Here is a 14,869-nt window from a genome sequence, read left to right on the forward strand (position 1 = left end):
TGCTAAATAGCGGGTTTTATTTTTGCTTTTTTCATAAAAAAATTAACATCATGTTAAAGAATGTTAAAGAATAAATACTCATATTTGCAGCGTTAAAAATCAACACTGTTATTTATGAACTTTAATTTCAAAAAGCCATTAATTACGGCTCTTGTATTATCCACAGCCAGTGTGTATTACGCACAGAAAACTAAGGATTCTCTAGAAAAATCCAAGTCTATTGACGAGGTAGTTTTAGTAGGAAGAAACCTTACACAGGTTGCTAAAGAAAGAAAAACACCTGTTGCAGTTTCCACAATTAAAGCAACGGAAATTCAGGAAAAATTAGGAAACAGAGAGTTTCCTGAAATTATGAAGTCAACGCCATCTGTTTATGTAACCAAAGTAGGTGGTGGATTCGGCGACAGCAGAATTAACATGAGAGGTTTTGATGCTACCAACATTGCGGTAATCATCAACGGACAACCTGTAAATGATATGCAGAGTGGTGCTGTATACTGGTCCAACTGGACTGGTTTAGCAGATATTGCCAGCTCTATCCAAATTCAGAGAGGTCTTGGGGCATCTAAATTTGTTGTTCCTTCTGTAGGAGGAACCATTAATATTGTAACCAAAGCTACAGATTCAGAACAAAAAGCAATGATAAAGGCTGAGGCAGGTAATGATAACTATTCAAGATTATCAGCCATGTATTCTTCAGGCTTAAAAAATAAATGGGGAACGACTGTATTACTTTCTCGCTGGCAAGGTGACGGTTATATTAACGGAACAAAAGGAGAAGGTTATTCATGGTTTTTCTCTGTAGGTTACAAACCAAATGAAAAACACGCTTTCAACATTATTGCAACAGGAGCACCGCAAGTACACGATACCAGAAGATCTTCTGCAACAGGAGCCAATGTAGCAACATTACGTCAATTAGACACATACGGAAGAAGATACAATCCACAAACAGGAATACTAAACGGATCTCAATTCAATTTAGCACCTAATTTCTATCACAAACCAATTGCTTCAATTAACTGGGACTGGACTATTAATGATGCTTTAAAACTTTCAACAGTAGTTTATGCTTCTTGGGGCCGCGGTGGTGGTGGTACCGGATTGAACGGTAATATCAAGAATGCCAATAACCAAACCATGAATTTCATGAACTATGGCCCGGGCGGCGATGGTACAATCAACTGGGATATGATTTATCGCTACAACAGAGGAGGTATGGTAACTGATTACAACGGAAATACATTCCAAAAAGGAACCTTCACTGCACAACCAGGACAACCAACCGATTATAACGGAAGATATGTAGCAACGTTGAACGGTACAAGTGGTATTGTAAGAAAACAAAGTATCAATGCACACGATTGGTATGGTGCTATTGCAGACCTTAACTATAAGAAAAACAACTGGACATTCAACGGAGGTATAGATCTTAAAACTTACAAAGGAGCTCTTTATGATATCGTTACAGATATGTTAGGTTCTGATGCATTCTTCGTAAAAAGTACAGTTAATTCACCTAATGGCTATTTTGTCAATAAAATAGTAAAACCGGAAGCAATCACAAACCTAAACAATGTTCAAAAGGTATCCATATACAACGAAGGGTTGGTAAAATGGGCTGGAGCATATGGAATGGTTGAGTATTCTGATGAAAAACTAAGTGCATCACTTCAAGGTTCCGTTTCGAAGCAATACTATAAGCGAAGAGATTATATGTTATACACTCCGGAAAGCCAGGAAACGAAATGGTATAACAAAACTGGTTATATTGTAAAAGGAGGTGCAAACTATAATATAGATGAGCATCACAATGTATTCTTCAATACAGGTGTTATTTCCAGACAACCGTTATTTAGTGCTTTATTCCCGACTAACCAGAACGTCTATAAAGATGTAAAAAACGAGAGAATTTTCTCAATAGAACTAGGTTACGGATTCAAATCTCGTTATGTAGATGTTAACATTAATGCCTACAGAACACAATGGGATGACAGATTTATTACAAGAACATTCAATGCTACTGCCGGAGATGTTGCAAACTTCTCTCAGTTACAGTTAGGAAACTCTTATTTCTACAATGCTTTGAACGTAGGACAGCTTCACCAGGGAGTTGAATTAGAGGCTAAAGCAAGACCTTTTTCTAATCTTAGACTTAGAGGTATGCTTTCCGTTGGTAACTGGAAGTATAAAGGAAATGCAAACTTCAACATCATAGATGTCCTAAGCAACCAGGAAGTTCCGGGAGCAACAGGAACAATAAACATTAAAGATCTAAAAGTAGGCGATGCTGCACAAACAACAGCAAGTATCGGAGCTGACTACAACATTACCAAGGCATTTAGTATTGATGCAAACTGGGAATATTATGACAAATTATATGCTCAGTTTAATCCGATTAACTTCCTTACAGCAGCTGCAAGAGACAAAGGTGTTGTAAAATTACCAAGCTATAACCTATTCGATGTAGGTGCTGCTTATAAGTTTACTATCGATCAGAAAAGATCTTTAACTTTAAGAGTTAATGTATACAACTTATTCAATAAGTATTATATCTCCGAGCTAAGCTCTAATATCTACACAACTGATAAAATTGCAAATGGTCCGGATGCTGGTAAAACATATCAGGAAGCAGGAAGAGTATATCAAGGTGTTGCAGATGGTAATACAGGATTCTTAGGTTTCGGAAGAACCTGGTCTGCCGCAGCAACTTTCAGATTCTAACATTGGTTAAAAATCATCTGAATGATAATCAATTAAACCCGCCAATCTCGGCGGGTTTTGTTATATTTGTTCACATTTAAATTTAGATTATGCACAATATTTTTTTACAAGCGCACAGAGGCTTCGCTTATCTGGAGCTACTATTAGTCGCTCTTTTTATCATTGCATTGCTTACAGTGATACTTGGATATTCCGGTAAAGTTTCCAAATTACTAAGAAAATCAACTCTATTCGTAATGATCTTCTTCCACATCCAGTTTCTTATCGGTATTATTATGCTTGTAGGAACCTCCGGCTTTATGGATACAATCAAAGCGATGGGTATGGGCGGACTTATGAAAAATTCAGCTCTAAGATTCACCTATATAGAGCATCCTTTCTCTATGCTTATTGCTGCTGTACTGATGACTATTCTGAATAAGAAGCTTAAAACAAACGATACAATTTCTATGGGAATGGTCGTATTAGCAGTTCTTGCAATTGCACTTTTTGCTTTTGCTTTGCCGTGGGCAAAATTAATGGGAGCTTAATTATAACTTATCAGCAGTAAAGAAAGCCGATAGCTAAAAACTATCGCCTATTTACGGTTATATATTAAGTATTAAGCTTTTATTTCTTAATTTTGACAATTATTTAACCAATATATCATACATTAAAATGAAAATCGCTGTTGTTGGCGCAACCGGGATGGTTGGCCAGGTTATGCTGAAAGTTTTGGAAGAGAGAAACCTTCCGATAACTGAATTGATTCCTGTAGCATCTGAAAGATCTGTAGGAAAGAAAATTACTTTCAAAGGTCAGGAATATGCTATTGTAAGCATGCAAGAAGCTATTGACCGAAAACCTGAGATCGCTCTGTTTTCTGCGGGGGGAGAAACATCCAAACAGTTTGCACCTAAGTTTGCTGAGGCAGGCACAACAGTAATTGACAATTCTTCAGCATGGAGAATGGAGGTTGATAAAAAATTAGTTGTTCCGGAAATCAATGCTAATGTATTGACGAAAGAAGACAAAATTATCGCTAATCCTAACTGTTCGACAATTCAGTTAGTAATGGTATTAGCCCCTCTGAATAAAAAATACGATATCAGAAGAGTTATTGTATCTACTTACCAATCTGTAACCGGAACTGGTAAAGATGCTGTAGACCAATTAAACGCCGAAATTAAAGGTGAAACTCCACAAATGGTTTACCCTTATCAGATTTTCAAAAATGCTTTACCTCATTGTGATGTATTCGCAGATGATGATTACACAAAGGAGGAAATCAAATTAATGAAAGAGCCTAAGAAAATTATGGGTGACGATACTTTCAGCCTAACAGCTACTGCAGTAAGAGTACCTGTACAAGGAGGACACTCTGAAAGTGTAAATATCGAGTTCGAAAATGAATTCGACCTTCAGGAAGTTCGTCAGATCCTTTCAGAAACTCCGGGAGTTGTTGTATTAGACGATGTACAAAACAAAGTTTACCCAATGCCATTAGAAGCTGAAGGAAAAGATGAAGTTTTTGTAGGAAGAATCAGAAGAGACCTTTCTCAGCCGAAAACGCTAAATCTGTGGATTGTTGCGGACAATCTCAGAAAAGGCGCAGCTACCAACGCTGTACAAATAGCAGAGTATCTGGTGGCAAACGAACTAGTATAAAATAAAAACCAAGGCATCTTTAGAAGATGCCTTATTTTTGTAATATATTTTTTACCATAATATATCAAATTGATGAAAGAGGAGACAGTCAATAAAGATATTAGTAAGCTTGCTTTTCAGCGAGCTATTGCTTTTGCCGGAATAATATTATTTATAGGCAAGTTGGTTGCCTGGCAACTAACAAAATCAGATGCTGTATTTTCCGATGCCATGGAAAGTATAGTTAACATTGTGAGCGCATTTTTAGGCCTGTACTCATTATATTTAGCCGCAAAACCGAAAGATAAGGAACACCCTTACGGTCATGGGAAAGTAGAATTTATAACCTCTGGTGTGGAAGGGCTTCTCATCATTATTGCAGGTATACTAATTATCGTTCAGTCCAGTAATAGCTTAATTAAGGGAAATCACGTAAAAGATCTTGATTGGGGAATCTTCATAGTACTTATAACCGGGCTTATTAATTATGGACTTGGCTGGTATTCCCTGATAAAAGGAAAGAGAGAAAATTCTCTGGTACTTATTGCTTCCGGAAAACATTTACAATCCGATACTATTACTACTCTGGGAGTTGTAATAAGCTTGGTCATTGTACACTTTACACATTGGTATTGGATAGATAGTGTCGTAGCACTAATATTTGGGTCTTATATTATTTTTATTGGTTATCAGATTGTCCGTAAAGCGCTAAGCGGAATAATGGATGAAACTGATGATAAGCTTTTAAAAGAAATCACTGCAATATTACTGGCCAACAGACAGCCTCAGTGGATAGATATTCATAATATGAAAATTCAGCAATACGGGGCCAATCTTCATATTGATGCTCATATTACGCTGCCGTGGTACTACAGCCTAAGAGATGCTCATAACGAAATGGAAAAGGTACTGATCTTACTTGCTAAAAACCTGGATAGACAAATAGAATTCAATTTCCATATGGACGATTGTAAGCCTATCTCCTGCTCTGTATGTCAGCTTAGTAATTGTCCGGTTCGTGAATTTCCGTTTGAGAAAAAAATCGAATGGACTATTAAAAACATCAGCCAGGTACAAAAACACACCGTCTAAAACAATAGCAGCTATTAATTACGGACAACAAAAAGCTTTTAAAACATTATTTAATACATCTATATCGCTCTGTTTCCGCTTCTATAAATATCATTTAGTATATTTGTAAGGAGATCAGACTATGCGAGAAGAACTATTTCAGAAATTTTTAGAAGATTATTTTGGACATTCCGACTTTACAATAACCCCTCTGCAACAGAGTGGCTCTGCCCGCCAGAATCTAGTTGTTGAAACATCTGATAAAAAATATATCCTTACTTTCAACGAAAAAATTGATGAAAATGAGAGTTTCTTCTATCTGACAAATACATTTCGCAATTTAGAGCTTCTCGTACCAAAAATTTATGCAATCAATGCTGAGAGAAATATTTACCTTCAACAATATGTTGGTTCCAATACTTTATCCGAAGTTATCACAAAAGAAGGACACAGCGAAAGGGTAAAGAATTTAGTTGGTAAGACAATTAAAGCATTAAGCAATTTTCAACAGAAAACATCAGGAAATATAGACTTCTCACATGCTTACGAATACGAGGCATATGATAGTTTTCCAATAACCCACGATCTTTATTACTTCAAAAACTTTCTGGTTGACGTACTAGAAATCGACTACCATAAAGGAAAAATATTACAGGAGTTCAAACATATTTCTGACAAAGTTCAGTCACTTCAGCCACTCTCCGTTATGATGCGGGATTTTCAGGCCAGAAATATTATGGTCGATGATTGGGATGAAATTTATTTTATCGATTACCAGGCAGCAATGCTTGGACCCGCTACTTATGATCTTGTTTCATTTCTTTTTCAGGCCAAAGCTAATTTTTCCACAGAATGGAAAAATGAGTTTCTTACCGAATATCTAGCGTTGAACAAAAAATCCTTTTCTGAAGATTCTTTCAAAGTAGCCGTAAACTACTGCAAACTTATGCGTTTCCTTCAGGTATTGGGAGCATATGGCTTCCGTGGCCTTATTCAGCGAAAAAAACACTTTATAGAAAGTCTTAATCAGGGCATAAAGAACATTAGTGAACTGAAAGAGCAGTGGAGAGAAATCAATGATTATCCCGAGCTCTCAAAAGTAATAGCAGAACTACAATCAGTCAATACACAACAAAAAGTAAATCAACTTATCAATGGACAATAAATTAACTATAGAAGTACATAGTTTTTCATATAAAAAAGGAGGTATTCCGAAAGACAATTCCGGTAACGGAGGTGGTTTTGTATTTGATTGCCGCGGAATACTAAATCCGGGTAGAATTGAAGAGTACAAACAACAAACCGGCAACGACATATCTGTACAGGAATATTTGGAAGAAAAAACCAAGATTCAGGATTTTCTGAATTCAGTTTTCAGTATTGTTTCTATTAATATCGATGATTACCTGGCACGTGGATTTGAGAATCTGCAGATAAACTTCGGCTGTACTGGTGGACAGCACAGATCTGTATATTCGGCTATAAAAACAGCTGCTTTTATACGTGAAAAATATCCGCAGGCAAACGTTATCCTGCATCATGATGAGCAACCTCAACTCAACTAATCTATGAAAGCTTTACTTTTTGCGGCAGGAAAAGGCACACGTCTAAAGCCTTTTACGGATGCCCACCCAAAAGCTTTGGCGAAGGTAAACGGAATTACATTATTAGAACGTAACATCAATTACCTGCAGTCTTTTGGCATCAATAATTTTGTAATCAACATTCACCATTTTGGAGAACAAATTGTTGATTTTCTGAAGAAAAAAAATAACTTCGGAGCCCAGATAGAAATATCCGATGAAAGTGAACTATTATTAGAAACCGGAGGTGGCTTAATGTTTGCAAAACCTTTTCTGGAAAAGGAAGAATGTTTTCTTATTATGAATGTGGATATCTTAACTAATCTGAATATTACAGATTTCATTAGTTTCCACAAAGAACAAGAAGATTTTGTTACTCTTGCTGTTTCGGACAGAGAAAGTAGTAGAAAATTACTTTTCGATGATTCTATGGTATTAAAAGGTTGGATGAACACCAATACCGGAGAACAAAAGCTTGCAGAATTCAACAAAGGTTTCCGCCCCTTAGCATTCAGCGGAATCCATTGTATTAATTCTCTTATTTTTGATAAAATAAAACGTACCGGAAAATTTTCCATTATGGAAGAATACCTGGACTTTATGATGACAGAAAGAATCAATGGCTATCTTCACGATGCATATCTTGTAGATGTTGGAAAGCCGGAGAGTATTCTGTTGGCGGAAGAATATTTTAAATAAAAATGTAGACACATGAAAAAGAAAGATACACCTAAAAATGATATTATTTTAGATGAAAGAGTAAAAGAAAGTTTTCGCCAGAAAAGCTGGGACGAGAAATTGACTAAGGACAGCTGGATGGTTTTTAAAATCATGGCTGAATTTGTTTCCGGATTTGAAAAGATGACGGAAATAGGTCCATGCGTTTCTATCTTTGGCTCTGCAAGGTTGAAGGAAGACCACAAATATTATCAAATGGCTACTGAAATAGCCGAAAAAATAACTGAATTAGGATTCGGAGTTATTACCGGTGGTGGCCCCGGAATTATGGAGGCAGGAAATCGTGGCGCATTCGGGCATGGAAAATCTATCGGTCTGAACATAGATCTTCCTTTCGAACAACATTTTAATCCATACATTGACAATGGCTACAATATGGATTACGACTACTTCTTTGTAAGAAAGGTAATGTTTGTAAAATACTCTCAGGGATTTATCGTTATGCCTGGAGGTTTTGGAACATTAGACGAACTAATGGAAGCCCTTACTCTTATTCAGACCAATAAAATCGGACGATTCCCTATTGTATTAGTAGGAAGCGAGTTCTGGGGAGGCTTAATAGACTGGTTTAAAAGCTCATTACTTAAAAACGGTCTTATTTCAGAAGAAGATCTTAATCTTTACAGAATTGTAGACAATGCGGATGACGCTGTTGCCCATATTAAAGCATTCTACGAAAAATATGCAATTAGTGTTAATTTTTAGTTAATTTGTGGCATATATTTTGACTCTTATTATTTGGAAATGAAATTAATTCTCTTAAAATGAAAAAGTTATTAGGAACATTAGGCATATTATCATTGCTAATTTTCGCATTTAGTTTTATGGAATTCCATTCTTCTATGACTAAGATAGATTACAATGAAGCGAACGGAGTTCTGAAGTTTACTACCAAAATGAACGCTTCAGATTTAGAGCAGGCTCTTAAAATGGATTCTAAAAGCGGAAGTTTTGATAATGCTGCTAAAAATTATGTAAACGCTAACTTTAGTACTAGTGTAAACGGAGCTCCTGTGAGACTTACATATACCGGAAGCCAAGTAAATGGTGAAGCAGTTTGGGTATATTTTGAGGCTTCAGGCATAGGAAATATCAGTACTATAAAAGTTAAAAACACAATACTTCTGAATGAATTTTCTAGCCAGATGAATCTGGTAACCGTTTCTTATAAAGGTAAACAGAAGACAATGACCTTCCAGAGAGGTAAAGAAGTCAATGAAGCTGCTTTTTAGAATTACTAAACAACAATAAAAAAACACTCAGGCCATATGGCCTGAGTGTTTTTTTATAACAATATAAGAAGCCGTACCTTTTTCTAGCTTAATTTAAAGTCTATTTAACCACTTTTATTATAAAAACAAATTATAGAGAAGGTTCGGACATATAATGTCCTCATTATTTCAGCACTATTAACATCTTTAAAATAAAAAAACCGGAAGAAATTTTCTTCCGGTTTTTTTATTTATATAATCAGATTATATTATTCTATTTTAATATTATCAATAAGAATATTATATGCAGAGTTACTTCCTACTTTTATAGCAAATAAACTTTTTCCAGCTGTTCTGTTAATATCTGTGATACCATCTAAAGACAATTCAACTAATTTCCATTGACCACCAGTATCAATTGACCCTGTATATGAATTGGTAGTAGCATAATCCAACATTGCTCCATTTCTGAATGTTCCTAGGTTATAGGCATAATAAGAAGCCCCCCCTTCCTTGTATACATTAAATGATAATGTTTTGCTCGCCGCTGTTCCTTTTATATAGAATGTGATTCGTTTAGGAGTTGCTGGTAATGTTGCATTATTTAACGCCGTAAATACAAAATCATTTTTTAGAGGAGTAGCATCAATCTGAAGAGCCGCCCCTCCATTATATCCCATACCTATACCTTGTTTTGAATATAACAATCCGAACTTATTCAATGATCCTAAGAAGTCAGACCAAGTTTCAAAATCAGCACCTTTAAAAAGAACAGTCGCAGAAGCAGAAGGAGCTTCAGGGACTCCTGGCTCGAATCTGTCTTTTGTAAAACTAATATCTGCAAGACTTCTTATATAAGCCTGTTCCGTAATAGCATTGTTAAACTGATTAGTGTAGCGGCTAAGAATAACTACTATACTACCACTTTTAGCATAATTCGGAGAGATAGGTGTAGTAGAGAAAGACGCATAATTACTAAATCTAAGATTTAATCTGTTAGATTTTTTATCTGTTATATAACGGTCTGATGTTTTATCAGTCTCCGCAAATGTCTTGCTAAGTTCAGCATCTTCAAACTGTACCTGATTAATTTTCACCAATTGGTTGGCATGTGCCCCATCTTTTACAGCCTCACTAATAGAATTAAATTCTAAAGGAACCATTTTAGCAACAACAGGCCCGCTTTCTCCACAAGACCTTGCAATATGATTTGGTATTCTTCTTGGGTTTATTCTTCCAACAGGATAATTTGGGTCATAAGGTCCTATTTTTATATTGTTGTTTACCCCCTGCACTACTAATCCTTTCAGATTAATTCTGATTTTAGATCCTTCAGGAAAGTTTGTATACTGATTTCCCTCATCAACATCAATTTCAATCCCCTGAGTAGGATTTTGAGGTTTATCCTGAACAAAAATAGCTTTGTAAATATTTCCGCTCTGATCATTTGAAGATACATAAGCATCCACAATATAATCCTCCTTAATTATATCTGATTCAGCCGGATTTGCTTTAGCTAATGCATTAAGGTCTGACAAGGCATGATTAGTTGCCGGAAACTTGTCTGTACATGTAATAGGTGGTACAGAGTAATCGTCACTTTTTACACACGAATTAACTACAGTTAAAACTGTTACAGTGCATAGTGTTTTAAAATATATTTTATTAATCATTTTTTGAGTTTTAAAGTTAGAAACGGAGCTGAACATTGAAGAAATAAGATCTTCCCTGTGAATAAAAATACTTTGGTGCAAAGCTTGGGTTTTCCTGATTAAAGCCCTCAACATAATTTTTATAATTAATATTTCTGGTTTGTTCAAAGCCTCCAGTAATATACTTGTGGCTATTAAGAATATTATTAACCGTCGCTGAAAGCACAAAATAATATTTCCCTATAATCCATGATTTCCCAGCACTTGCATTAAAGAAAAATGCTTCAGGTAATTTCACCTGCTTCAGAACCCTTCTTAATTCCGCTTCTGTAATGCCATCATATGGTACTCCCGGTGTATTCGGATTATAAATAAATGAATTTGTTCTGGTTGCAGGAGCCGGATCCAGATACGAATCACGTAAATAATTCCAGTTACCACTAATCCACCAGTATTTCGGGCTGCTGTATCTTAAGCCTACCGAAAAAGCCTGTTGTGGTGTTCCTCCTTGTTTGTAATTCTTCAGATAAGATTCACCTAAATCCTTGTAATCCCTTCTTTCAAGCTCTCCTTTATTATTATAATCAAAGAAAGTTCCCATTGCATCAGATGCAAAATAAAGTTTTGGATTATTTGTATAAGTATACTGACCAATACTTGCTAAACCACTTGCAGTTAAAGTCGGAGTAATCTTTACCTGAACGCCAACTTCAACACCCATGTTTCTCTTATTTACATTAGAAAGAACTTGGGTAACCATTGCTCTGTTATCCCCTTCAATTTCTTGTCCCTGAGAATCCAAAGTATTGAAAGATACACCATCTGCAAAATATCTTTGTATTTCGGTATCGTTCTGACTATTGGTAATATATCCGGTAAGTCTCAATTTGAAATTTGGAGCAGAAATAATGTAGCTAAGATCATTAGCATCTATAACTGTACTTCTGATATTTGGAGCTACAGTATTATTAGCTCTCGGATTAATAAAGATATCGTTAAGGAATGGCGACTGAGAATAGTATGCTCCGTTATAAACAAAGAACATTCTACCATTTAGTTTATAAGTCAACTGCCCTTTCATCCCAAAATTCCAGAAGTTCTGTGCTCCACTTTCTCCGTATGAATTATCATAAAGGTAGTGATTGAACAAACCTTCTCTGCTATTGGTTGAATAACCTACCAAAGCAGATATAAATGCATCAAACCTTCCTGTAGAGAATTTTAATCCCGGATTAAAATTAATATCCTGACGTCTGTAGATATAATCATAACCAATCTTATCTCCTACTTTTTTAGTAACATTATTGTCCAGGGTATTAAAGTTTCCACCTTTTGCTTCTTTCTCGAAAGGATTCAGATTAAGTGCAAAATCAGCTCCTAAAAGATCTTTAACTTCTCTGTATTGCTCTGAATAGTAATTCTGATAAGACAAGTTTAAAACAAGCTTTACTTTATCACTCAGATTATTAATATAATGTGTAGCAAAATTCCAGATTTTATTATTCTTCACATCGTTTTCCAGAAAATAAACTGCTCTATTACCTCCGTACTCACGCTCATAGTTTCCGGAATTTTTACGATAGAAACTATCCCAATCTAACTGAGTATATCTTTGATCATCATTCTGCCATGAATCTAGTGACTCCGCATACCTCTCAGGATTTGAGAACTTACTTCCTGGTGCATAGAAACTAGGTAAATTTCTGTAATATGTTGGAGAAGGATTATTGGCTTTATACCAGTCAAGACGAGCACTCTTTTCTTTTCCAAATTGGTAAGAAACAGTTGTCCATAGCTCAGATTTTTTGTTAATTTTCCAATAATCTGTTAGCTGAATCATTGGAAGGAATCCTGTCTTTACTCTTTCACTACGTTTTCTTCCATCTTGCCATCCCCAATAAGCATTATAATGAATACCTCTGTAATCATATACCTCCTGAGTATTTGGACTGGATGTACTTCTTCTGTAATCAGAACCAATAGCATTAAGTGTTACAGTATGTTTATCACTAAATTTCTTTTCAACCCCAAGATAACCACTGATAGCATCGTAGAAAGTTCCGTCCTGGATACCTTCCTGTGCCCATCTTCTGGCAATCATCCCCGTAAATGCCCACCCTTTCTTATTCATTCCGGAAGAGAACCTGTATGATAGTCTGTTATTGTAGTTACGATTAGTCAGAGAGTAGGTTAGTTGGCTACCTTTACGGTAATCACTCGCTTTCGTATTTTTATAAAATACAGATCCTACGCCACCAAAACCATATTCAGATGGACTGTGGTTCAGCGCAATTTCCGGATAACGTGTAATTTCATTAAGTCCACCCCACGTACTAAAATCTACCATTCCTGTATCCGGACGTGCAGTAGAAACACCATTAATCATATTTTCCCCTAGCCTCGAATCAATCCCTCTCGGGCGGAACCAGTAAAATCCAAGATCAAATGCTGCTATATTACTAAACACATCTCTGGATGATTGTAGTAAACCAACTGTTGATTGGTTATTAAGCTCATCAGACTGGTCGCTGTCATCAAGAATAGTAAATCCTTGATCTATATCATTAAAATTAGTGGATAATTTGATAACACCTAAATCCTGTCTTTTTTTACCTCCTTCAACGTCAAATTCTACAATCTGAGATTCAAAAGGAGGTTTTGAAACTGTAATCTGATAGTGTCCCGGCTTCAGGCCTACAAATTGGAAATATCCAATCTTGTCCGCTGTTACACTATACGATGATCCTTTCATGCTTACATCCGCACTCTCTACAGGTTTCCCCGCAGTATCTTTAATATACGCAAAAGCAGTAGTTTGCGCGTAATAAAAAGATGCCGGCAGCAATGTAAACAATGACAGCAATGATAGCTTTTTAATCATATCTTAAATATTGTTTAGTAATTATCGAGGTCATTTTCCGCAAATTTAGTTTAATTTTATTTAGCGGAGGGTATGAGCCCACCCCATTGATGTCATGTAAAATTAAAGATTTATTTCGGTTATCTTTGTAATTTCAAACCAATCTGACATGAGGAAATTTTTATTCATTACTCTATTATTTACGAATATATTACTTTTTTCACAAAGTAATATAAGAAGAGTTGCTGCTGTAGGATTTTATAATGTGGAAAATTTATGGGACATCTATAAATCCGCAGATTATATTGACGGAACAAAAGATGTAAGTAACCCTGCATTTCACAGGAGTATTCCTGTAGATTCTATACAGTTTCTGGAACACGAGCCTTATAAAGGACAATGGAGTGATGCTCTTCTGAAAGGAAAGAAGGCCGTAAGACAGCAATACTCGAATGGTGAATTTACGCCACAAAGTGCCAAAAATTATACTGAGAAAGTTTATCAGCAAAAACTGGGGAATATTGCTCAGGTTATTTCTGAACTGGGCAGTAAGTATACCAAAACAGCTCCTGCAGTTGTAGGTCTTGTTGAAGTGGAAAACAGACAGGTTATTGAAGATCTGGTAAAGCAACCTCAGCTTGCAAAATACAAATATGGAGTTGTTCATTTCAATTCTTATGATGCCAGAGGAATAGACAATGGGTTAATTTATCAAAAAAGTCGTTTCAAGCTTGAAAAAGTATGGAAAAAAGAGCTAAAAATATTTAATAACGGAAAGCGTGAATACACCAGAGATTTATTAGTTGTTCTTGGAGAATTAGACGGAGAAAAGTTTGCCTTCTTTGTAAATCACTGGCCTTCCAGAAGAGGTGGTGAAGCTATTTCGCTTCCGAAAAGAAATGCAGCGGCAGCACTGCTCAATCAGCAAATGGATAGTATAAGAAACAGCAATCCGGAATACAGATTAATGGCAATGGGTGACTTTAACGACGATCCGGTTAGTCCAAGTTTCAAAAATTATGTAAAAGCTACAGGTGATATCGATAAAGTAAGTGACGAAACACCATATTTTAATCCGATGTTTAAAATGTTTAAAAATGGTGTAGCTTCTTTAGCATACCAGGATGCACCAAATTTATTCGACCAGATTATTTATTCAAAAAATCTAATCGGAGACAAAGGAAGATCTGCACAAAAAAATTATACAGTATATACAACCGAAGTATATGCTCCGGGATACCTCATCAATAAAGAAGGAAGCTATAAAGGTTATCCTTTCAGATCATGGGATGGGGATCGATTTACAGGAGGATACAGTGACCATTTCCCGGTTTTCAGTATTCTGCAAAAATCTGCACAATAAAAAATTTAATAACCGCTAACCAAGCGGTTATTTTTTTGCAC

General features: G+C 35.8%; 12 protein-coding genes. 10 read left to right on the forward strand and 2 right to left on the reverse strand.

All coding sequences use genetic code 11. The features are described from left to right. Positions 1-114 precede the first annotated feature (114 nt). The 9 genes from C8J95_RS00930 to C8J95_RS00970 all read left to right on the forward strand — a co-directional run bounded on the left by C8J95_RS00930 (position 115) and on the right by C8J95_RS00970 (position 8,974). The gene (locus C8J95_RS00930) at positions 115-2,724 is read left to right on the forward strand and encodes a TonB-dependent receptor (RefSeq protein WP_107807233.1); all 2,610 of its coding nucleotides are present in this window, start codon (positions 115-117) and stop codon (positions 2,722-2,724) included. 89 nt (positions 2,725-2,813) lie between these two features. Further along, complete coding sequence (locus C8J95_RS00935) at positions 2,814-3,254, forward strand: hypothetical protein (protein WP_059155971.1); 441 nt, start codon at positions 2,814-2,816, stop codon at positions 3,252-3,254. A gap of 127 nt (positions 3,255-3,381) precedes the next feature. Then, entirely contained in the window at positions 3,382-4,371 is a 990-nt protein-coding gene (locus tag C8J95_RS00940) for an aspartate-semialdehyde dehydrogenase (RefSeq protein WP_024563996.1), read from the forward strand. 72 nt (positions 4,372-4,443) lie between these two features. Beyond that, a complete protein-coding gene (locus C8J95_RS00945) occupies positions 4,444-5,442 on the forward strand; it encodes a cation diffusion facilitator family transporter (RefSeq protein ID WP_107807234.1) in 999 nt (332 codons plus the stop codon). A 121-nt stretch (positions 5,443-5,563) separates the two neighbouring features. Next, positions 5,564-6,586: an aminoglycoside phosphotransferase family protein gene (locus tag C8J95_RS00950; RefSeq protein ID WP_107807235.1), complete on the forward strand. Its 1,023-nt coding sequence runs from the start codon at positions 5,564-5,566 to the stop codon at positions 6,584-6,586. Next, the gene (locus C8J95_RS00955; RefSeq protein WP_078794005.1) at positions 6,576-6,986 is read left to right on the forward strand and encodes an RNase adapter RapZ; all 411 of its coding nucleotides are present in this window, start codon (positions 6,576-6,578) and stop codon (positions 6,984-6,986) included. The genes C8J95_RS00950 and C8J95_RS00955 overlap by 11 nt, the downstream gene beginning before the upstream one ends. Positions 6,987-6,989: 3 nt before the next feature. After that, positions 6,990-7,703 carry a sugar phosphate nucleotidyltransferase gene (locus C8J95_RS00960; RefSeq protein WP_107807236.1) on the forward strand — a complete coding sequence of 238 codons (714 nt, stop codon included), beginning with the start codon at positions 6,990-6,992 and terminating at the stop codon, positions 7,701-7,703. A 12-nt stretch (positions 7,704-7,715) separates the two neighbouring features. Further along, positions 7,716-8,447, forward strand: coding sequence for a TIGR00730 family Rossman fold protein (locus C8J95_RS00965; RefSeq protein ID WP_059325623.1), 732 nt, complete (start codon positions 7,716-7,718; stop codon positions 8,445-8,447). Between the two features lie 59 nt (positions 8,448-8,506). Further along, positions 8,507-8,974, forward strand: a complete 468-nt coding sequence (locus tag C8J95_RS00970) for a DUF6702 family protein (protein WP_107807237.1) — start codon at positions 8,507-8,509, stop codon at positions 8,972-8,974. Positions 8,975-9,222: 248 nt separating this feature from the next. Here the strand turns inward: C8J95_RS00970 and C8J95_RS00975 are convergent, their stop codons facing one another. Both C8J95_RS00975 and C8J95_RS00980 read right to left on the reverse strand, forming a co-directional pair. Then, positions 9,223-10,626, reverse strand: coding sequence for a DUF5689 domain-containing protein (locus C8J95_RS00975; RefSeq protein WP_107807584.1), 1,404 nt, complete (start codon positions 10,624-10,626; stop codon positions 9,223-9,225). Positions 10,627-10,642: 16 nt separating this feature from the next. Continuing rightward, a complete protein-coding gene (locus C8J95_RS00980; protein ID WP_107807238.1) occupies positions 10,643-13,486 on the reverse strand; it encodes a carboxypeptidase-like regulatory domain-containing protein in 2,844 nt (947 codons plus the stop codon). Positions 13,487-13,634: 148 nt separating this feature from the next. On the opposite strand from C8J95_RS00980, the gene C8J95_RS00985 reads away from it, so the two are divergent. Further along, complete coding sequence (locus C8J95_RS00985) at positions 13,635-14,828, forward strand: endonuclease (RefSeq protein WP_107807239.1); 1,194 nt, start codon at positions 13,635-13,637, stop codon at positions 14,826-14,828. Positions 14,829-14,869 lie beyond the last annotated feature (41 nt).

Source organism: Elizabethkingia sp. YR214, from assembly GCF_003058195.1.
Lineage (GTDB): Bacteria > Bacteroidota > Bacteroidia > Flavobacteriales > Weeksellaceae > Elizabethkingia.